The 21,195-nt window shown below is 63.7% G+C and carries 18 protein-coding genes, 1 tRNA gene and 1 pseudogene; 17 read left to right on the forward strand and 3 right to left on the reverse strand.

Translation table 11 applies throughout. The annotated features are described in order from the left end of the window. Positions 1-113 precede the first annotated feature (113 nt). Positions 114-956, forward strand: a complete 843-nt coding sequence (locus AX725_RS12460; RefSeq protein WP_060978231.1) for a hypothetical protein — start codon at positions 114-116, stop codon at positions 954-956. Positions 957-998: 42 nt separating this feature from the next. Here the strand turns inward: AX725_RS12460 and AX725_RS12465 are convergent, their stop codons facing one another. Next, positions 999-2,756 carry a class I adenylate-forming enzyme family protein gene (locus AX725_RS12465; RefSeq protein ID WP_060978230.1) on the reverse strand — a complete coding sequence of 586 codons (1,758 nt, stop codon included), beginning with the start codon at positions 2,754-2,756 and terminating at the stop codon, positions 999-1,001. Between the two features lie 276 nt (positions 2,757-3,032). Between AX725_RS12465 and AX725_RS12470 the strand changes: the two genes are divergently transcribed. Both AX725_RS12470 and AX725_RS12475 read left to right on the forward strand, forming a co-directional pair. Further along, positions 3,033-3,770 (forward strand): Crp/Fnr family transcriptional regulator, encoded by a 738-nt coding sequence (locus AX725_RS12470; protein WP_060978229.1) that lies wholly within the window; start codon positions 3,033-3,035, stop codon positions 3,768-3,770. A 169-nt stretch (positions 3,771-3,939) separates the two neighbouring features. Next, positions 3,940-4,920, forward strand: a pseudogene (locus AX725_RS12475) (sensor histidine kinase); the annotation flags it as partial. Positions 4,921-4,954: 34 nt separating this feature from the next. Here the strand turns inward: AX725_RS12475 and AX725_RS12480 are convergent. Beyond that, positions 4,955-5,362 (reverse strand): response regulator, encoded by a 408-nt coding sequence (locus tag AX725_RS12480; RefSeq protein WP_060978227.1) that lies wholly within the window; start codon positions 5,360-5,362, stop codon positions 4,955-4,957. Positions 5,363-5,650: 288 nt separating this feature from the next. Between AX725_RS12480 and AX725_RS12485 the strand changes: the two genes are divergently transcribed. From AX725_RS12485 to AX725_RS12520, 8 genes are all read left to right on the forward strand, one after another. Continuing rightward, a complete protein-coding gene (locus AX725_RS12485; protein WP_060978226.1) occupies positions 5,651-7,471 on the forward strand; it encodes a DUF885 domain-containing protein in 1,821 nt (606 codons plus the stop codon). Between the two features lie 72 nt (positions 7,472-7,543). Beyond that, a complete protein-coding gene (locus AX725_RS12490) occupies positions 7,544-7,843 on the forward strand; it encodes a DUF167 domain-containing protein (RefSeq protein ID WP_208597917.1) in 300 nt (99 codons plus the stop codon). 82 nt (positions 7,844-7,925) lie between these two features. After that, positions 7,926-8,558, forward strand: coding sequence for a lysophospholipid acyltransferase family protein (locus AX725_RS12495; RefSeq protein WP_060978224.1), 633 nt, complete (start codon positions 7,926-7,928; stop codon positions 8,556-8,558). Then, positions 8,555-9,364, forward strand: coding sequence for a DUF1295 domain-containing protein (locus tag AX725_RS12500; protein ID WP_208597916.1), 810 nt, complete (start codon positions 8,555-8,557; stop codon positions 9,362-9,364). Before AX725_RS12495 ends, AX725_RS12500 begins: the two co-directional genes overlap by 4 nt. Positions 9,365-9,444: 80 nt before the next feature. Continuing rightward, a complete protein-coding gene (locus AX725_RS12505; RefSeq protein ID WP_060978223.1) occupies positions 9,445-10,350 on the forward strand; it encodes a hypothetical protein in 906 nt (301 codons plus the stop codon). A gap of 99 nt (positions 10,351-10,449) precedes the next feature. Next, positions 10,450-11,475, forward strand: coding sequence for a CDF family Co(II)/Ni(II) efflux transporter DmeF (gene dmeF, locus AX725_RS12510; RefSeq protein ID WP_060978222.1), 1,026 nt, complete (start codon positions 10,450-10,452; stop codon positions 11,473-11,475). A 48-nt stretch (positions 11,476-11,523) separates the two neighbouring features. After that, positions 11,524-12,747, forward strand: a complete 1,224-nt coding sequence (gene tyrS, locus AX725_RS12515; RefSeq protein WP_060978221.1) for a tyrosine--tRNA ligase — start codon at positions 11,524-11,526, stop codon at positions 12,745-12,747. Between the two features lie 98 nt (positions 12,748-12,845). Then, on the forward strand, positions 12,846-13,184 hold the full coding sequence (locus tag AX725_RS12520) for a PilZ domain-containing protein (RefSeq protein ID WP_060978220.1): 339 nt from the start codon (positions 12,846-12,848) through the stop codon (positions 13,182-13,184). Positions 13,185-13,187: 3 nt separating this feature from the next. On the opposite strand, the gene mutL is transcribed toward AX725_RS12520, so the two are convergent. Continuing rightward, the gene (gene mutL, locus AX725_RS12525) at positions 13,188-14,993 is read right to left on the reverse strand and encodes a DNA mismatch repair endonuclease MutL (protein ID WP_060978219.1); all 1,806 of its coding nucleotides are present in this window, start codon (positions 14,991-14,993) and stop codon (positions 13,188-13,190) included. Between the two features lie 161 nt (positions 14,994-15,154). Here mutL and AX725_RS12530 point away from each other — a divergent pair, with 161 nt between their 5' ends. The 6 genes from AX725_RS12530 to AX725_RS12555 all read left to right on the forward strand — a co-directional run bounded on the left by AX725_RS12530 (position 15,155) and on the right by AX725_RS12555 (position 21,052). Next, positions 15,155-16,198, forward strand: a complete 1,044-nt coding sequence (locus AX725_RS12530; protein WP_023837440.1) for a rod shape-determining protein — start codon at positions 15,155-15,157, stop codon at positions 16,196-16,198. Positions 16,199-16,212: 14 nt separating this feature from the next. Continuing rightward, a complete protein-coding gene (gene mreC, locus AX725_RS12535) occupies positions 16,213-17,247 on the forward strand; it encodes a rod shape-determining protein MreC (RefSeq protein WP_060978218.1) in 1,035 nt (344 codons plus the stop codon). After that, on the forward strand, positions 17,244-17,759 hold the full coding sequence (gene mreD / locus AX725_RS12540; RefSeq protein WP_060978217.1) for a rod shape-determining protein MreD: 516 nt from the start codon (positions 17,244-17,246) through the stop codon (positions 17,757-17,759). Before mreC ends, mreD begins: the two co-directional genes overlap by 4 nt. A gap of 13 nt (positions 17,760-17,772) precedes the next feature. Continuing rightward, positions 17,773-19,692 (forward strand): penicillin-binding protein 2, encoded by a 1,920-nt coding sequence (mrdA, locus tag AX725_RS12545; RefSeq protein ID WP_060978216.1) that lies wholly within the window; start codon positions 17,773-17,775, stop codon positions 19,690-19,692. Next, positions 19,692-20,813, forward strand: coding sequence for a rod shape-determining protein RodA (rodA, locus tag AX725_RS12550; RefSeq protein ID WP_060978215.1), 1,122 nt, complete (start codon positions 19,692-19,694; stop codon positions 20,811-20,813). Before mrdA ends, rodA begins: the two co-directional genes overlap by 1 nt. 163 nt (positions 20,814-20,976) lie before the next feature. Further along, a tRNA-Lys gene (locus AX725_RS12555) sits at positions 20,977-21,052 on the forward strand. Positions 21,053-21,195 lie beyond the last annotated feature (143 nt).

Below are 21,195 nucleotides of genomic sequence, written 5' to 3' on the forward strand. Positions count from 1 at the left end.
GGAAACGGAGCAAGGCGATTTGGCAGTGTCGCACTGGGTTTCGCGCATTAACGCTGTTTTATGCCCAGAACTGGTATAACGCCCCTACAACACAGAATTCGGATGCATGAAATATGGACAGCCAGCGCCGCAATTTCAGTATGGGCAATGTAATTTCCAGCACATTCCGTCTGATTTTCCACAATTTAGGGCTCGTATTCGGCGCTTCGCTAGTTTTCTTTGGCTTGCCACTGGCAGCGATCAAGGTTTTTGGGCGCAACGGATCGAGCGATATCGCAGCGGTGCCCGCTCAGGAAATGCTGTGGATGGGCATCACGGCGATCGTGGTCATCGTCCTGTTCGCCCCTTTGCAGGCGCTGGTGGCGATCATCGCGATGCGAACGGCGACGGGGGGCTCCGCCGATCTTCGCTATACCGTAAAGGGTGCGGTCAGGCAGGTTCCTGGAAGCATTGCACTGGCCGGAACCTTAGCTTTGGTGCTGCTGGCGGTCATTGCCATCCTGATTCCCGGAACCGGTATCTTCCTGCCGTGGGCCTTTGGTGCCGAGAGGCAAGAAGAATGGGCCTGGGGTTTTGGGTTTGGGGTGATCCTGGGCTTGGGCGTCGCCGTAATTGTCCTGCACGTTCTGTACGTCCTCTGGATTGTAGCTCTTCCCGCCAAGGCCATAGAAAAAGTCAGCGTTCTGGGAGCCTTGCGTCGAAGCAGGCAACTGACATGCGATGCGCGGTCCAAGATCACAGTACTCATCTGGGTCTATTGGATTTTCTCGGGCATCGTCACCCTTTTCAGCGGGCTCTTGATGATGCTCGGCGGGCTTGGCGAATTTATCGCCACAGGGGTTACCTTCGCGATCAACGCGGCAATGGCCGCTGCTGGTAGTGCGGCGATTTATGCAGAGTTGAGGGGGACGAAAGAAGGCCCTGATACTGACGAACTCGCCAGCGTCTTCGCCTGATGATTTGTCCGGGCTCTGCCGCCAGAGCCCGGACGCGGGACGTCAGCCAAACAGCCCTGCCAGGTCCTTCTTCAGGATCTTGCCGTTCGCGTTACGCGGCAGCGTCTCCTTGCAGAATACGATCCGCACCGGCACCTTGAACGCGGCGAGCCGCTCGCGCACCCAGGCCTGGAGCTCCGCCTCGCTCGCCTCGGCACCGGGGGCGAGATGCACCACCGCGGCCGGCTCCTCACCCAGGGTACGATGCGGCAGGCCGATCAGCGCTGCGTCGGTCACCGCAGGGTGGTCATAGAGCACGTTCTCGACCTCGGACGAGTAGATATTCTCGCCGCCGCGGATGATCATGTCCTTGGCGCGATCGACGATATAGCAAAAGCCCTCCTCGTCCAGCCGCGCCAGGTCGCCGGTGCGCACCCAGCCATCGACAAAGGTCGCCGCTGTCGCCTCGGGCTTGTTCCAATAGCCTTTCACGATCTGAGGGCCCCGCGCCCAGAGCTCGCCCACCTGCCCCACGGGCAGTTCGGTCTGGCCATCGGCGTCCATGATCTTCAGGTCGCTTACCGGCACTGCAGGGCCGCAGCTGTCAGGACGGTTGAGATAATCCTCGGCCGTGTGGCTGGTCACGGTCGCCATCGTCTCGGTCATGCCCCAGCCATTGCCGGGCAGTGCGCCGAACACCTCGCGAATCTTGCGCACCAGCTCGGGCGCGGACGGCGCGCCGCCATAGGAAATCGACTTGAGCGAGGACAGATCGTACTTGTCGCGTTCCGGGTGCTCGATCAGCTGCCAGGCGATGGTCGGCACGCCGCCGGTCGCGGTGACCTTCTCGCGCTCGATAATCTCCAGCGCGCGCGTCGCATCCCATTTGTGCATGAACACAAGGGTCGATCCGGCGAACATTACCCCGGTCATGCCCGCGCTGCACGCGGTGACGTGGAAGAGCGGGATGACGGTGAGCATCACCGCAGGCTCGGGCGCGGGCGGCGCCTCGCCCCGGCGCAGCGAGGATCGTACCCCGGCATAGGCCGTGGTCATGATATTGGTTGTCATGTTGCGATGGCTGCCGAGCGCACCCTTGGGATTGCCGGTGGTGCCCGAAGTGTAGAAGATCGTCGCCGCATCGTCGGGCGCGATTTCGACTGGCGGAAGCTCGGCCGGGGCCAGCTCGGCATAGGCGGGCGGCGCGCCGATCACGTCCTCCAGCGCCTTGGCCCCATGCCCCAGTTCGCCCTGGCTCCGGCTGATCAGCATCGCTTGGAGCGCGTCCAGTTCAGCGAGATGCGGCGCGATGCGATCCAGCCGCTCGGCATCGGCGATCAGCAGCTTTGCGCCCGAGTCCTTGAGGCCGTACGCCAGTTCCTGCCCGGTCCACCAGGCATTGAGCGGCACCGCGATTGCGCCGATGCTGACGATCGCGAAAAAGGCCACCGGCCATTCGGGCAGGTTGCGCATCGCCAGCGCTACACGGTCTCCCTTGCCGATGCCTGCCGACTGCAGATGCTGCGCGAGCGTAGCGGTCGCGCGGAACCAGGCGTCATAGCTGACCCGCTCGCCCTCATAGACCAGGAAGGTCTTGTCGCCATGGCTGCGCGCGATCTGCGCCAGCGCGGCCAGGCTTGGCGGCGCGTTCTTCCAGCAACGCGTGGGCACGCCCTCGACCTCAACCGTCTCCATCTCGAACGGCTGGCCGGGCGCGCACAGCATCGCCTCGATCTGTTTCAGCGACAGGGCGGGCCAGCCTTCCGGCGCGCTCCAGCTTTGGCTGGCGGCGACGGGGCTGGTCGGGCTCTCGGTGAGCATGGGCAAGCGATCCTCTCGTTTCTGAATTTACGTTTGCGTCAAGTCTATGGAATTGGCCGCGACACGCAATGGCTGATTTTCAGGATCATTTACCCTGCTGGCGCGTACCTGGTTTTTGCGGGAGTCATCGCAAATATAACATATGTTAATAACTTGATTTTGCTGGATATTTGTAGCTGCACGCCTAAAAGCACGCGTGCCGAGTATGAGACCAGGTTGAATTGACGGGGCGGTTCGGCGGGTCGGCTGGACGCCCCTATCTGCAGGAGCCCGACCATGTCAGACAGTTGTTTCGTTGTCCGGCTGAACCGTTATCTTGACCTTACCCCCACCGAGAAAAAGGCTGTCGCCAGCCTCGAGCGCGAGCCTCGCGACTATCCGTCGGGCAGCATGCTTTGGCAGGAAGGCGATGATCTTTCCGAGCTGCTGATCGTGCATCAAGGCTGGGCGCTTTCGGAAAGCAGGCTGCCCGCGGGCAAGCGACAGATCCTGCGCTTTCACTTTTCGGGGGACATGATCGGCGCGTCCGGCATCGCGTTTCGCGATGCGCCGTCGAGCATCGTCGCGGCGACCGACATGGTGGCATGCCGCTTCCCGCGCCGCGCGCTGGGCGAGACGTTCATCGAGCATCCGCGCCTTGCCGCCTTGTTCTTCTCGATCAGCCAGATGGAAAGCATTGACCTGTACGACCGGTTGCGCGCCCTGGGGCGCAGCGAGGGCAAGGCGCGGCTTGCCAACCTGTTCCTGTCGATCGCCGCGCGGATGCGCGCCGTCAGCGGGCAGCACAATTCGGTAATCCGCATTCCGCTGACCCAGAGCGATCTCGGCGATGCGGTCGGACTGACCCAGGTGCACGTCAATCGGCTGATCCGGCAAATGACCGAAGAAAAACTGATCACACGGAACCGCAGCACCGTCACATTGGTTGACGAGCCGAAGCTGATCGAGCTCGCCCGGTTCGTAGATCGCTTTAGTGCGCTCGATTCCAGCTGGTTCCCATCGCCTCGAGGATAGTCGAGGCACCCAAATTGCACTTTGGCGGGTCGGTCCGCTAGAAAGCTGATCGATGTCTGAACTCGACTTTCTCGCCCACGCCTTCAAGGTTACTCGCGCCAACGGCGCTGACAACGGAGAGAACGGGGTCGTCGATGCCCGCGACACGCTGCAACGGATGAACTCCGCGTTCCGCATCCTGACCGACGCGATGCCGCAGATGGTGTGGTCGACCCTGCCCGATGGCTATCACGACTATTATAACGCTCGCTGGTACGAGTTCACCGGCGTTCCCGCCGGATCGACCGACGGCGAGGGCTGGAACGGTATGTTCCATCCCGACGACCAGGACCATGCGTGGAGCATCTGGCGGCATTCGCTGGCCACCGGCGAACCTTATGAGGTGAACTATAGGCTGCGCCACCATAGCGGCGAATATCGCTGGACGCTGGGCCGCGCGCTCCCGTTGCGCAATGCCAAGGGCGAGATCGTCCGCTGGATCGGAACCTGCACCGATATCCATCAATCCAAGATGATCGCCGAGGAAAACGAGGTGCTCAGCCGGGAACTGAGCCACCGGATCAAGAATATCTTTGCGGTCATCAACGGCCTGATCGGCATGTCGGCGCGGCAGAACCCGGAATTGCGACCGATGGCTTCGGAATTGCAGGATCGAATCGCCGCGCTGGGGCGCGCGCACGAATTCGCCCGGCCCCACAGCGAACAGTCGCGCCCTGTCACCATCGAATCCTCGCTCAGCGGCTTGCTCACCGAAATCCTGGCGGCCTATCCCGCCCTGGGCGAAGGACGGCTGACAATCTGCGGCGACGACCCTCAAATCGACGACCGCAGCGCCACCCCCATCGCGCTGGTATTCCATGAGCTCGCCACCAATTCCGCGAAATACGGCGCCTTGTCATCAGTCACAGGTTCGGTTGCGATCCAGGTCGCGCAGGATGACGATATGGTCTCGATCAACTGGATCGAGACGGATGGCCCCGCAGTGGCGGGAGAGCCGGCAGCGACCGGGTTCGGTACGCGCCTCGTTCAGCTTGCGATCACGCAGCAGCTTGCGGGCTCAATCGAGCGTCATTGGCTGCCACAGGGGCTGCGCGTCGACATGCGCGTTTCGGCTGGCAGGCTGAAGCGCGCCGAGGGAGCGCCGGTCTGACTTGCGACGCCTGGTACGCCGATCCCGACGGATATCAGTGTGAAAGCAGCGTCAGCCCCGCAGGCGGCGTCGGCGTCGGCCCGCCATCGCGCGCGGCCAGCGCAAAATCGACGGCTTCAACGACCTGGCGGCTGTCCGCGGGCTTGATCATCACGCCCAGCGCGCCGGGGATCGGGACATCGATCTGGCGCGGGTTGGCCGTCACGAAAATCACCGTGCAGCCGATCTCCTTGCCGAGCCAGGCACCGATCGAAGGGCCGGTCGCGCCATCGCACAGGTTGATATCGACCAGGGCGACAGTCGGCGCCCGTTCAGCCAGGCGCATCGCCGATTTCCAGTCATCGCCGACGCCAACGACCTCATAACCTGCATCCTCGAGCCCGACCTGCATGTCGAGCGCGACGAGGAATTCGTCTTCAATGATGAGGATACGGGCAGTCATGGTGATAGCGTTGTCATCTTCCTGGGGACCGGGCCAATCCGGTCGGCTTCTGGGACATCAAACCATTGGCGTGGCATAAAGTTTCATCGATAAGTTGATCCATGTTAATCGAGCGCATCAATTCATCGCGCTTTTCCGTGCTGGCTTTCCACGAACGCTAGCTCCGGTTCGACCAGCGGATAACGGCACGATTGCCGCACGGTTAATCGCGTGTTAGCGGCATCGTATACGCTCCCGTCCCAAGTCAGGGGCCGATGGCGCGCTCATACAAACGGGGAATTTCTTCACATGCCATCCTTCCGCCAGACCATGCTGTTGCTGGCCAGTGCCGCGCTTGCCGCGCCGCTCGCAACCACGCCCGTGCTCGCGCAAAACGCGACCCAGGCTGCCCCGCAATCGGAGGATGCGCGGCTGACCGCGCTGTTTGCCGCCGACGACGAAGCGAGCCTGAAGCGCAACCCGCTCAACGGCCTCTTCCGCGGCGATACCCGCTATGCCGATCGGCTCGGCGATTATGTCACCGACGCTTATTTCGATGGCGAACGCAAGGCGGCCGAGGACAATCTGGCAGCGCTGGCGAAGATCGATCGGGCCAAGCTGACCGCAACCAATCAGCTGGCCTATGACATTTTCGAGCGCAACCAGAAGGATACGATCAAGGGTCTGTCCGCCGACTATCTGCCGCTGACGGTGGTCCGGCCGATCAACCACTTTTTCGGCTTTCACACATTCTACCCGAATTTCGCATCGGGCACCGGAACTGCGCCGTTCAAGACCGTCGCCGATTACGAGAACAACCTGAAGCGTCACAAGGAGTTCGTGACCCTGCTCGATCGCTCGATCGAGCGGTTCAGGCAGGGCCAGGCCTCGGGCGTGGTCGAGACCAAGCTCACCATCCGCAACGTGATCGAGCAGCTCGACACGCAGCTCGCGCAGAAGCCCGAGGAATCCCCCTATTTCGGCCCGGTGAAGCAGTTTCCGGCCGATTTCAGCGAGGCGGACAAGGCGCGTTTCACCGAAGCCTATGCCAAGACGATCACCGACGACATCTATCCGGCCTACAAGCGGCTGCGCGATTATCTCGCCAACGAGTATCTGAAGGATGCACGCGAGGGCGTCGGCCTCAAGTACATGAAGGGCGGCGACAAGCTTTACGCCTATCTGATCGAGCAGACCACCACCCTGCCCCTGACTGCAGATGAGGTCCACAATCTGGGGCTGAGCGAAGTCAAGCGCATCCTGACCGAGATGGAAGCGATCAAGACCGAGGTCGGTTTCAAGGGCACGCTGCCGGAATTCTTCAACTATCTGCGCACCGACCCGAAGTTCAAGATGCCGACCCGCGAGGCGCTGACCCAGGGCTATTACGATATCGGCAAGAAGGTCGATGCGGTCATTTCGACCCAGTTCAAGGTGCTGCCCAAGACCCCGCTGGAAATCCGCCCCTATGAGGAATTCCGCGAGAAGTTCGAGGCGGGCGGCAGCTATCAGTCGGGCAATCCCGATGGGTCCCGCCCGGGCATTTTCTATTTCAACGCCTATGACCTGCCCAGCCGCACCACCCCGGGCATGACCACCTTGTACCTGCACGAGGGCGCGCCGGGTCATCATTTCCAGATCAGCCTGGCACAGGAAAACGAGGCGCTACCCGCGTTCATGCGCTTCGGCGGCAACACCGCCTATGCCGAAGGCTGGGCGCTCTATGCGGAGAAGCTGGGCTATCCGATGGGGCTGTTCACCGATCCGTATCAGCGCTTCGGTCATCTCGACGACGAGATGCTGCGCGCGATGCGGCTGGTGGTCGACAGCGGCATCCATTCAAAGGGATGGACCCGCGAACAGGCGATCAAGTACATGCTCGACAATTCGTCAATGGGCGAGACCGACGCGACCGCCGAGGTCGAACGCTATATCGCGATCCCCAGCCAGGCGCTGGCCTACAAGATCGGCGCGCTGACCATCCAGCGGCTGAAGGCCAAGGCCGAAAAGGAACTGGGCCCGAAATTCGACCCGCGCGAGTTCCACGACCAGGTGCTCAACACCGGTGCACTGCCGATGAGCGTATTGGAAGCGAAGATCGACCGCTGGATCGCCGCAACCAAGGGCTGACATCCCCTGCCTGCGTCACAAGCTTCGCAAGATCACAAGGCCCCGCCCTGGCGCACCGTGCCGGGCGGGGTCTTGCTGTTTGTGCGAGCGACGCCGCGCGCCAGCCGCAGCATGGTGGCGGGCGTCGGTCAGGACGCCGATGGGCGGCCGGTCTTGCAGCTTCGGATCGCCGCGCCGCCCGTCGATGGAGCCGCCAATGCAGAATTGATCGCGCTGATCAGCACGGCTTTGCAAGTTCGCAAACGCGATGTGACGGTGCAATCCGGCGCTACCGGCCGCGCCAAGCAATTGGTCGTGCAAGGCGACAGTGCCAGGCTGATTGCGCGATTGGAGGACTTGATTCGGGATGACGCCGCCAGATCAGCGCAATAACATTTGCCAGCCTGCCGCATCTTATGCAGTGTTTGCCCCGTAGCTGGCACAGGTTCAGCACTGGGGGCAGGCACATACGATCATGGACATCCAGCACGACGCTTGGCCACCGCGCACCGATGACCGTCCGCCTACGTTTCTTTCCCGCATCGTGCGCCGGTTGCTGCTGCTGCTCTATCGCAGCCATGGCTGGCGCGCCGAGGGCGTGGTGCCCGAGCCGCGCCGCTTCGTCATCATCGCCGCGCCGCATACGAGCAACTGGGATTTCCTCTACTTCCTCGGCTTGACCGGCGATCTCGGCATCAAGGCGCATTTCATGGCCAAGACCTCGCTGTTCCGCTGGCCGCTCGGTCGGTTCATGCGCGACATGGGGGGCGTGCCGGTCGAGCGCAGCTACAATCGCGGCCAGGTGCAGCAGATGGTCGAGGAATTCGCGCGGCGCGACGAATTCATGCTGACCATCGCACCCGAGGGCACGCGCGGCAGTGTCCGCCAGTGGCGCACCGGCTTCTACCAGATCGCGCTCGCCGCGCGCGTGCCGCTGGTCTGCGGGCTGATGGACTATGGCCGCAAGGTCGGCGGACTGGGCCCCGCGATCATGCCCACCGGCGATTATGCCGAGGACATGAAGAAGATCATGGAATTCTACAAGAGCGTGACCCCGCGCCACCCCGATCGCGCGGGCACCGACATCATCAAGGACAGCCGCCTGTGAGCCCCGTGACCGACGCCATTCCGCTGTTGCTGCACAATCTGGTGCTGATTTTCGGCGTCATGATCGTGCTGTGGGGCGTTGCCGTCGCGATCAAGGACGTATCGTTCATCGATGCCGTGTGGCCGATGGGTATGGTGCTGCTCGCGGCCACCACCTTCTGGCTGAGCGGCGCGGCCTCGCCGGTGGCGGTGATGCTGCTTGCCCTGACCGCGATCTGGGGACTGCGGTTGGGGCTTCACCTGTTCGTGCGCTGGCGGCGCAATGGCGTCGATCCGCGCTATGCCAAGATCATCGCTTCGGCGAAGGATAAAAAGGGCTGGAGCTTTGCCAAGACCGCGCTGCTGCAGGTCTTCCTGCTTCAGGGACCGCTGCTGTTCATGGTCTGCCTGCCCGCGCAGGTCGGGATCTGGCGCGGAGGCGAGCTGGGACCTCTGGCGCTGCTCGGATGCCTGATCGCGCTTGTCGGCATCGCGTTCGAGACCATCGGCGATGCGCAGCTCGAGACATTCCGTGCAAACCCGGCCAACAAGGGCAAGGTGCTCAACACCGGCCTGTGGCGCTACACGCGCCATCCCAATTATTTCGGCGACGCGTGCACCTGGTGGGGCATCTGGCTGGTCGCCGCCTCGACCGGCTGGGACGTGGCGCTCGCCAGCCTGATCGGGCCGCTGTTCCTCAATTTCACCCTGGTCAAATGGAGCGGCGCCGCGATGCTGGAACGCGGCCTGAAGAAGACGCGCCCCGATTATGCCGACTATATCGCGCGCACCTCGTCCTTCTTTCCGATGCCGCCACGCGGAGAGTGAAATCGCCCTGCTGATTACCCACTCTTAAGCCTTGTGCGATAGTGTCTGTCGCGAAGCGAAATTGCAGGCAGCGCCAATCCATGACCAGACCGCTCGACGATGTATCCGCGATGATCGCCCAGAGCCGCGCGCTTGGGCCGGACGAGACGCTCGCACTGCGCCGCGTGGTGTGGCCCGATGGCCGGATCAGCGCGAACGAGGCCGCCATCCTGTTCGAACTCAACCGTGCCAGCAGCGCGCCGAGCAGCGAATGGGTCGATTTCTTTGTCGAGGCCATCACGGCCTATGTCGTCGAGCAGGCCGAGCCACGCGGCTATGTCAGCGATGAGAATGCCGACTGGCTGATCGCGGCGATCGATCAGGACGGCCGGGTCGATACGCTGGCCGAGCTCGAACTGCTGGTGAAGGTGTTGGAAAAGGCCGAGAACGCACCCGAACGCCTGAAGCGCTATGCGCTCGACCAGATCCGCTTCGCCGTCCTGAACGGCGAAGGTCCGACGCGCTGCGGCGGAGGTCTGACGCCGGGCAGCATCGGCACCACCGAGGTGCGGTTGCTCCGCCGCGTGCTCTACGCGACCGGAGGCCAGGCGCCTGCGCATATCAGCCGCGAAGAGGCCGAACTGCTGTTTGCGATCAAGGACGCCACGCTTGCCGGCCAGAACGCGCCCGAATGGCAGACGCTGTTCGTCCAAGCGATGCGGCTGCATCTGATGACCGACCAGCGCTTCCGTGCGCTGAGCCGCGAGGATGCGATGCGCCTCCATGCGTTCATGGCCGATACCAAGGCCGGAATGGGCAGCTTTTTCGGGCGCATGTTCCAGTCGCTCGGCGATGCCCCTGCCCGGCCCGCGGCAACGACGCCATTGCCGGTCATGGAGGAAGGCATCAGCGCAGAAGAGGACAGCTGGCTGCAGGCGATGGTCGAGGCCGACGGCGCGCTCGATCCGCTCGAACGCGCGCTTCTCAAGGCTCTGGCCGAGGATTGACGCCATCGCTCTTGCGCTGAGCGCCCGCTGCTGACAGTTTGGACGGACAAGCCGGAAAGCATATCCGGCAAAACCCCTGTCATCTGCGGAACTGTCGCCATGCATCACGATGCCGCGCTCGAGAAACTGACGCACGATCATGTCTTTGCCGGGGCCCGCGCCGACGAGAGCGAGCGCCGCACCTGGTATGTCGTTGCGCTGACCGCTGTCACCATGATCGCCGAGATTGCTGGCGGCTGGTGGACCGGATCGATGGCGCTGCTTGCCGATGGCTGGCACATGGGCAGCCATGTCGCGGCGCTGGGTCTTGCAGGTTATGCCTATCATTTTGCGCGCACCCATGCCGATGACCGGCGCTTCTCGATGGGCACGGGCAAGGTCGGATCGCTCACCGGGTTCAGCAGCGCACTGCTGCTGGGCGTGGTCGCGCTGCTTATGGTCTGGGAATCGGGGCACCGGCTGCTCGATCCGGTCGCGATCGACTATCGCGCCGCCATCATCGTCACGGTGATCGGCCTGGCGGTCAATGTGGCCAGCGCCTTCCTGCTTGGCGGGCACGAGCACCATCATGGCCACGAACATGGCCATGAAAACGGGCATTACGATCATGACCATGACCATGATCACGGCCATCACGATCACGGCCATCACGATCACGCACATCATGCCCATCATCATGACCACAACCTTCGCGCTGCCTATGTCCACGTGCTGACCGACGCACTGACCTCGGTGCTGGCGCTGGTCGCACTGGGCGGCGGCTTGTGGCTGGGCCTGGCCTGGCTCGACCCGCTGATGGGGATCGTCGGCGCAGCCGTCATCCTGTGGTGGGCGGCAGGGCTGGTGCGCCAGTCGTCGCGCGTGCTGCTCGACATGGAAGCCAACCCGGCGATCGCGCAGCAGATCCGTCAGCGGATAGAGGCCGATGCCGACAATCGCGTCGTCGATCTGCACCTATGGCAGGTCGGCACCGGGCACCTTGCGCTGATCGTCTCGCTCGCCACGCATTTCCCGCGTCCGCCCGCGCATTATCGCGCGCTGCTGGGCGACATGCCCGCATTGTCGCACTGCACGTTCGAGATCATCCCTTGCGACGATGCGCGCTGCTCGCCCGCACCGGGGTGACAAGCATCCTTTTCGCCTGCCTTTATCGATGCTAAGCGCGCCGCCATCATGAACCAATATTCCTCCGATCTGCTCCGCCTGCTCGATGCGCGCGGCTATATCCACCAGCTGACCGATGCAGCCGCGCTCGACGCGCTGGCGACAAAGCAGGTCGTGCCCGGCTATATCGGGTTCGATCCGACCGCGCCGTCGCTGCATGTCGGGTCGCTGGTGCAGATCATGCTGCTGCGCCGCCTGCAGCAGACCGGGCACAAGCCGATCGTCGTCATGGGCGGTGGCACCGGCAAGATCGGCGATCCCAGCTTCAAGGACGAAGCGCGGCGGCTGCTGACCACCGACACGATCGCGTCGAATGTCGCGTCGATCAAGCGCGTATTCGAGCGCTTCCTGACCTTTGGCGACGGTCCCACCGACGCGATCATGGTCGACAATGCCGAATGGCTCGACAAGCTCGAATACATCCCGTTCCTGCGCGACATCGGCCAGCATTTCTCGATCAACCGGATGCTGAGCTTCGACTCGGTAAAGCTCAGACTCGACCGCGAGCAATCGCTGAGCTTTCTCGAGTTCAACTACATGATCTTTCAGGCCTATGATTTTCTGGAGCTGTCGCGCCGCGTCGGTTGCCGGTTGCAGATGGGCGGGTCGGATCAATGGGGAAATATCGTTAACGGCATCGAGCTGGCGCGCCGTGTCGACGGCACCGAGGTCTATGGTGTGACCACGCCGCTGATCACACTCGCCGATGGCGGCAAGATGGGCAAGACCGAGAAGGGTGCGGTCTGGCTCAACGAGGATGCGCTGCCCGCTTATGATTACTGGCAGTTCTGGCGCAACACCCAGGATGCCGATGTCGGCAGGTTCCTGCGGCTTTTCACCGACCTGCCGCTCGACGAGATCGCAAGGCTTGAAGCGCTGCAAGGTTCGGAAATCAACGAAGCCAAGAAGGTGCTCGCGGATGCGGCGACCGCTATGTGCCGCGGGTCCGAAGCTGCGAAAGCTGCAGCGGAAACCGCACGCGCGACGTTCGAACAGGGTCAGGCAGGCGGCGATCTGCCCAGCATCCGCGTTCCCGCCGAAGGGATGTCGATCGTTCAGGCGAACACCGCGCTCGGCTTCACCGCATCGAACAAGGAAGCCAAGCGCAAGATCGAGGAGGGCGCCGTCAGGGTTAATGGCGAGAAGGTGCAATCCTTTGAATTCATGGTTAAAGCCGGTGACAAGGTGAGCCTGGGCCAGAAGAAGCATGGACTTGTGCTGGCCGAGGATTGACATGCCGAGCCCCAAGTAACCGGTGGCACCATTTACACTTTGTTGGTAAATTTGCTCGAAGGTGACCTTCAGCAAACATGCTTCAACGGGTGGAAAATATGTCCAGGGGTGCGAAACTAGCCGTCGTCGAAAAACGCCAGGCGGCGCGACATGTCGTCAGTCATCCGACGATCGCGGAGCATCGGCATCTGGGCGATATCAAGACGCATATCGTCAACATTTCCGCGAACGGTTTCATGACCGAAGGCGAAATGCCGCTGGCCAAGGGCGAGCGCATCACTGTCCGACTTCCCGTCATCGGGCGGATCGAAGCGCACCTCATCTGGTCGCTCGGCGGTCGTGCCGGCTTCCAGCTCGAACGCGTCATCCGCTTGAACGAGTTCAACCAGATGGTCGAGCAGCTGGGCGGTAGCCCGCCGCCGTTCGGGCGCCGTTAAAGGCTATTTCCGGCCGAAAAGCCGTTCGATATCGCCATGCGCCAGCTTGACCCAGGTCGGGCGGCCATGGTTGCACTGGCCCGAATGCGGGGTGACCTCCATCTCGCGCAGCAGCGCGTTCATTTCCGCGACCGATAGCACGCGCCCGGCGCGCACCGACCCGTGACAGGCCATGGTCGAGGCGACCAGATCGAGCCGCTCCTTGAGCGACAGCGCAGCATCGAAGCTCGCGAGTTCGTCGGCCACATCCTGCACCAGGCCGTGCACATCGCCGCCCCCCAGCAGCGCAGGCGTGGCGCGGACCAGCACCGCAGCCGGACCGAAACGTTCGACCTCCAGCCCGAATTCGGCAAGCTCGGCCGCGCGCTCCTCGATCCGGTCGCAGGCGGTCTCGTCCATCTCGACCACTTCGGGGATCAGCAGCGCCTGCGCCGCCACCCTGCCCCCGTCCGCCGCCTTGCGCATCCGTTCGAGCACCAGCCGCTCGTGCGCGGCATGCTGGTCGACGATCACCAGCCCGTCCTCGGCCTCGGCGACGATATAGGTCTTGGCGATCTGCCCGCGCGCGATGCCCAGCGGATAACGCTCGGCCATTGGCACCGGCTGCGCGGCCGGCTCGGCGCGTCCCATCGGCGCGGCCGCCATGAACGGCTGGCTGCGCTCGGCGAAGCCCGATGCCGCGAGCCAGACAGGTTCCTGCTGGGGGGCAGCCGCCATCATTGGCGCAGGCGCGCTGAACATGTCCGGATCGCGCAGCGGCGGCGGCGCGACCGGCTCGCTCTGCCAGCGCGAAAGGGCACCTTCGGCCGGACGCTGCACCGCGCGAAAACCGCCCTCGTCGAGCGCGCGCCTCAACCCTGAGACGATCATCCCGCGCACCATCGCCGCATCGCGAAAGCGCACCTCGGTCTTGGCGGGATGGACGTTGACATCGACATCCTGCGGCGCAACCTCGAGGAACAGCGCGACCACCGGGTGCCGGTCGCGCGCGAGCATCTCGGCATAGGCGGCGCGCACCGCGCCGATGAGCAGCCGGTCGCGCACGGGCCGGGCGTTGACGAACAGGAACTGGTGGTCGGCCACCCCGCGATTATAGGTCGGCAGCCCTGCCACGCCGGTGAGCCTGACGCCCTCGCGCTCGAAGTCGAGCAGTACCGCATTATCCGCCAAGGTCCGCGCGGTGAGCGAAGCGATGCGCGTCAGCCGCGCCTCGCCCGGCTGGACCGAGAACACCCGCCGTCCATCCGATTCGAGGCTGAAAGCGATGTCGGGTCGCGCCATGGCCAGCCGCTTCACCACATCGCTGCACGCGGCATATTCGCTGCGCGCAGACCGCAGGAACTTGCGCCGCGCGGGCACGCGCGCGAACAGGCTGTCGACGCGGATGCGCGTGCCGGGCGGCAGCGATGCGGGGCCATCTTCCACCACATCGCCATGATCGACCACGCGCCGCCAGCCATCGCCTGTGGCGGTGCGGCTGGCGATCGAGAGGCGCGCGACGCTGGCGATGCTGGGCAAAGCCTCGCCGCGAAAGCCCATGGTGGTCACGAGCTCGATCGCATCATCGGGCAGCTTCGACGTGGCATGCCGTTCGAGCGCCAGCGCGATCTCGTCCGCCGCCATGCCACAACCATTGTCGATCACCTCGATCCCGGCCAGTCCGCCATCGGTCAGCGCGATGGAAATGCGGTCCGCGCCGGCGTCGATCGCGTTCTCGACCAGCTCCTTCAACGCACTGGCTGGTCTTTCCACCACTTCGCCTGCTGCGATCCGGTTTATCAGGGCGTTTGGCAGCCTTCGTATTGACATGGACACGCCTCTAGCCCAAGCGCGGCTTGGACGCGACTCCCGAGTTCCCAGCATTTTTCTGCCTTGGTCTGGCCGGGCGCACGGGTTAGCCTCCGCCCCGGGATATCTGCACACATCACGGTCCGTCAGCCGCTCCCTCCATTTAGTTCTGGAAAGTCTGCATGTCGTTCATCTCCAAACTCTTCCGGTTCGGTTCGCACAACATGGCGATCGATCTGGGCACCGCGAATACGCTTGTCTATGTCCAGGATCAGGGCATCGTGCTGAACGAGCCTTCGGTGGTGGCACTGGAAACGCTGAACGGCATCAAGCGAGTCAAGGCCGTGGGCGTCGATGCCAAGATGATGATGGGCAAGACCCCGGATTCGATCGAAGCCATCCGCCCGTTGCGCGATGGCGTCATCGCCGACATCGAAGTCGCCGAGCACATGATCAAGCACTTCATCCAGAAGGTGCACGGCAAGCGCAGCATGTTCAGCTATCCCGAAATCGTGATCTGCGTTCCCTCGGGCTCCACCTCGGTCGAGCGCCGCGCGATCCGTGATGCCGCGTCGAACGCGGGCGCGAGCCAGGTGATGCTGATCGTCGAGCCGATGGCCGCTGCGATCGGTGCCGACATGCCGGTAACCGAACCGGTCGGATCGATGGTCGTGGATATCGGCGGCGGCACCACCGAAGTCGCGGTTCTCTCGCTGCGTGGCCTTGCCTATACCACCTCGGTGCGCACCGGCGGCGACAAGATGGACGAAGCGATCGTCTCTTACGTGCGCCGTCACCACAATCTGCTGATCGGTGAAACAACCGCCGAGCGGATCAAGAAGGATTTCGGCATCGCGGTCGCTCCGCCCGACGGCATCGGCCACACCATCCAGATCAAGGGCCGCGACCTCGTCAACGGCGTGCCCAAGGAAATCTCGATCAACCAGGGCCAGATCGCCGAGGCGCTGTCCGAACCGATCAGCACCATCGTCGAGGGCGTGCGCATCGCGCTGGAAAACACCGCGCCCGAACTGGCCGCCGATATCGTCGACCAGGGCATCGTGCTCACCGGCGGCGGCGCGCTGATCGCGGGCCTCGATGCGCATCTGCGCGAAGAGACCGGCCTGCCGGTTTCGGTGGCGGAGGATCCGCTGACCTGCGTTGCCATCGGCACCGGTCGCGCCATGGAAGACCCCATCTTCCGCGGCGTGCTGATGACCGCCTGACGGGCGACTAAAGCATGGCGCCGCCCCGCAATCGGCGCCCCGGGTTCTCCCGCAAGGCGCAGCTGCAGATTTTCACCGGGTATTTGCTCGCCTTCACGGGAGCATTTGCCGGCTTGTTGCTGCTCGCGCTGTCGCATTTCGACCCCGCCGCCTTTTCCGCCGTGCGTTCGGTCGCAGCAGAACTCGGCGCGCCGCCCGCGCGCCTGTTCACCGGCATGCGCGTTGGCGTGCAGGACGGTTGGCGCGAAGTTGCGGCCTATTTCAACGCTGGGTCCAAGAATGCCGAGCTGCAGCGCGAGGTCGAGCGCAACCGCATCCGCCTGATCGAGGCCCGCGCGCTCAAGCAGGAAAATCGCGAACTGCGCCGTCTGCTCGGACTGATCAAGCAGGAGGGTCGCCCGGTTGCCACCGCACGCCTGATCAATTCGAGCGCCTCGAGCAGCCGCCGCTTCGCCACGCTCGATGTCGGATCGCGCCAGGGCGTGCAGCGCGGCCAGCCGGTGCGCGCGCAGCGCGGGCTGATCGGCCGCGTGCTCGAGACCGGGCCCAATACCTCGCGCGTACTGCTGCTCAGCGATGCCGAAAATGTCGTGCCCGTCCGCCGTGCGCGTGACGGCATCGTCGCCTTTTCGCAAGGCCGCGGCGATGGCCGGGTGGATATCAAGCTGATCGATATCGGCATCAACCCGTTCAAGGTCGGTGATGTCATGGTCACATCTGGCAATGGCGGGATCTATCCGCCAAACGTGCCCGTCGCGATCATCGAGAAGCTGACCGGCGATGGCGCGATCGGCAAGCTGCTTGCCAACCCGGCGGGCACCGATTTCGTCATCGTGCAGGAAATGTACGAACCCGAGCTGGTCGATCCCGAGGCGAGCGGCCTGCCGCCTGCGAACACCGAGGCCGCCGCGCCGCTATCCGCGCCGCGCAAGAGCGAGCCGGTGAAAAAGCCGGCAGCCAAGGTGCCAGAGCCGGCCGCACCAGCGACGACGCCCGCGCCCGGCGCATCGACGACGCCAGCCCAGCCCGCAGGCCAGGTCCAGCCATGAACGCGCCGTATCGCGCGCGGCTGAACCGCGAGCCCTCCGCCTTTCGCAAGGCCGGCGTCCCGATCGCCTCGGTGCTGATCGGGTCGATGACCCCGTTGCTGCCGATCGTCGCATCCGCGCCGGTGCTGCCGCCCTTCGGGCTGGTCGTGCTGATCTGCTGGCAGTTGCTGCGCCCCGGCATCTGGCCGGTCTGGGCGGGCGTTCCGTTCGGCATGTTCGACGATATCATGAGCGGCCAGCCGGTGGGCAGCGCAGTGCTGCTCTGGTCGATCATCCTCATTGCGCTCGATCTAATCGAGCAGCGCTATATCTGGCGCAATTACTGGCAGGACTGGTTCATCGCCGCGCTGTGCCTTATATTCGGGCTGGCAGGAGGCCTTGCGATCAACAATTTTCTTGTCAGCGACACGCGCCTTTCGGTGCTGTACCCCCAGATGATCCTGGCGATCTTCACCTATCCGCTGGTGCTGCGCCTCGTCGCGCGGCTCGATCATATCCGCCTCAAGCGTTGAGGACGGAGCAGCCATGATACGTCCGGGCAAGCTGATCACCCGCAACTCGCTGAACATCACGTTCAACCGTCGCACCATGCTGATCGGCGGGGCGCAGGGGCTGGTCGGTGCGATCCTGGCGGCGCGCATGGCCTATATCTCGGTGGTCGAGAACGAGCGCTACAAGATGCTGTCGGAGAGCAACCGGGTCAACCTGACGCTCATTCCGCCGCGCCGGGGCTGGATCATCGACCGCAACGGCAAGCCGCTCGCCAACAACAAGGCCGATTTTCGCGTCGACCTGATCCCGCAACGCGTGCGCGATGTCGATGGCACCATCGACCAGCTGGCCACCATCCTGAAGATGACGCCCGACAAGGTCGATGATCTGCGCGCAGCGATGAAGGACGCGCGCGGGCTGCAGCCGGTGCCGGTCGCGGCGGGGCTGAGCTACGAGGATTTCGCCGCGCTCTCGGTGCGCCTGCCCGACCTGCCCGGGGTCGCGCCGCAGCGCGGCTTCTCGCGCCAATATCCCACGGGCGCGGCGGTCGGCCATCTGCTTGGCTATGTCGGCATCGCCAATGCCGAGGAATATGAAGAAAACAAGAACCCGCTGCTGATCACGCCGGGCTTCAAGATCGGCAAGGACGGGCTGGAGAAATATTTCGAGCCGCAGCTTCAGGGCAAGCCGGGCGCGCGTAAGGTCGAGGTGACCGCGCGCGGCAAGATCGTGCGCGAACTGGGCGTGCAGGAGGACGTGCCCGGCAAGCCGCTGAAACTCACCATCGATGGTGGGCTGCAGGAATTCGTCGCGCGCCGCATGGGACGCGAATCGGGCGCGGCGGTGGTGATCGACTGCCAGACCGGCGGCATCCTCGCCTTCTCGTCGATGCCCTGCTTCGACCCCAACAGCTTTTCCGACGGCATCGGGCGGCTCGAATATTCGATGCTGTCGCAGGACGAGCGCGTGCCGCTGCTCAACAAGGCGACGCGCGGGCTCTATCCGCCCGGATCGACGCTGAAACCCATGGCCGCTGTCGCGTGCCTGCAGCATGGCGTCGATCCCGAAGAGACGGTCAACTGCCCCGGTGGCTATCGGCTCGGCAACCGCTTCTACCAGTGCCTGGGCCGCCACGGCCCGGTCAACATGGTCCGCGCGATCGAGAAGAGCTGTAATACCTATTTCTACGCACAGGCGCACAGGCTTGGGTACGACAAGATCGCGATGGTCGCGCGCGAAATGGGTCTGGGCGAGGATTTCAACCTCGCCGGGCTCAATCAGCGCTATGGCACCATTCCCGACAGCGAATGGAAGATGCGCAAGTTCAAGCAGGCGTGGACGGCATCGGACTCGCTCAATGCGATCATCGGCCAGGGCTATGTGATCTGCAATCCGCTGCAATTGGCAGTGATGGTCGCGCGGCTCGCCTCGGGTCGCAAGCTCTATCCGCATCTCATCCCGGACAACAAGGTCGCCCCCACCCTGCCCTATCCGCCCGAGCATCTCGCGGTCGCGCACCAGGGCATGGCGCAGGTGGTAAGCCAGGGGACGGCGGCACGCTCGAAACTGCCGCTCGAGGGAATCGCGATGGCGGGCAAGACCGGCACCGCGCAGGTGCGTGGGCTCGGCTCTGGCAGCAGAGGCGGCGCGGGCGTGCCGTGGAAATATCGCGACCACGGCCTGTTCGTCTGCTTCGCGCCGGTCGAGCAACCGCTTTATGCCGCTGCCGTGGTCATCGAGCACGGCCTGGGCGGATCGCGCGCCGCAGCCCCGGTCGCCAAGGATTTCATGACCTATATGTTCGATCCGCAAAAGGCGATGGATAGCCTTCTCTCGATGGAGGCCGGTTGGGGCGGCAACATCCAGGAGCGGATGGCGGCGGAATTCGCCTCGTTCCGCGCACGCGCCGAGGGCCGCGTGCCCGAGCCACCGCCGCAAGAGGCCGCCGACTGATGCTCGCCTTTGTTCCCCGCCCGGTGGCGGAGCTGCCATGGCAGATCATCTTCATTACCGTCGCCATTGCCGGATTCGGCGTGATCGTGCTCTATTCGGCAGCCGGGGGCAGTGTCTCGCCCTGGGCAGGCATCCATGCGCTGCGCTTCGTGGTGTTCCTCGCAATGGCGCTGGTCATCCGGCTGTTCAGCGAGAATTTCGTCAAATGGGGCACCTTCCCTGCCTATACGCTGTTCGCGGTACTGCTGCTGCTCGTCGAGTTGGCAGGCGCGGTGAAGGGCGGCAGCCAGCGCTGGATCGAACTGGGCTTCATCCGATTGCAGCCATCCGAATTCATGAAACCGCTGGTGGTGCTGGCGATCGCGCGCTTCTACGAGATGCTGCCTATTGGCCAGGCGCGCAGTTGGTCGGCGATCTGGCCGCCGCTGGTGCTGATCGGCGTGCCCTGGTTCCTCGTCATGACCCAGCCTGACCTTGGCACCTCGATCGCGGTGATGACCGGGGGCGTTACCGTGATGTTCCTTGCCGGCGTCCCCTTGCGCCTGTTCATCGGTGCGGGCCTCGCGGGCGCGGCCTTCGTGCCCTTCGCCTTCTTCTTCCTGCTCAAGGAATATCAGCAGAACCGCGTGCTCATCTTCCTCGATCCGGAAAGCGATCCGCTGGGCACCGGCTATCATATCAGTCAGTCCAAGATTGCGATCGGATCGGGCGGCATCGGCGGCAAGGGCTATCTGCAGGGCTCGCAGAGCCATCTCGACTATCTGCCCGAGGGCCATACCGATTTCGTCTTCGCGACGATGGCGGAGGAATGGGGCTTGATCGGCGGATTGTTCGTGATCGTGATGTTCGCCCTGCTGCTGCGCTGGTCGACCGCCGTTTCGCTCAACGCGCCCAGCCGCTTCGGCAAGCTGGCCGGCGGCGGCCTCACGATGGTCATCTTCTTCTATATTGCCATCAACATGCTGATGGTGATGGGCCTTGCCCCCGTGGTCGGCATCCCCCTGCCGTTCCTGAGCTATGGCGGGTCGTCGATGATGACGATCATGATCTGTATCGGCCTGCTGATGGGCATCGAACGCAACACCAGGCAGGGCGGCGGCGGCGGTCGACTGCTCGCTTGAGCGACGAAGAAAGGGCCCTGCGTCCCAGGCTCTCGAGTCGTCGCTGCGCCCACCACAAAATTCTGCAAAAAAGCCAAAAAAGCTCTTTCCATCCCCGTCCGATCCTATATAGGCAGCGCTCTCCCGGCGGTCGCTGATTCGAGCGAACCTGCCAAGGATGGATGGACGCATAGCTCAGTTGGTAGAGCAGCTGACTCTTAATCAGCGGGTCCTAGGTTCGAGCCCTAGTGCGTCCACCAAACTTTTCAGACATTTAGCCACAATAAGCTCCTCCATAGGTTCGGCCGTGGCTGTCGCGTGGCTATCCGGTCGAGGAACAATAGGCTACATGCTTCGCCGGTTTCTGGCCTGAAGCTGCATTGCGCCGTTCAACGCAAGCGGC

The organism is Blastomonas sp. CCH9-A1 (genome assembly GCF_001557175.1).
GTDB lineage: Bacteria > Pseudomonadota > Alphaproteobacteria > Sphingomonadales > Sphingomonadaceae > Blastomonas > Blastomonas delafieldii_A.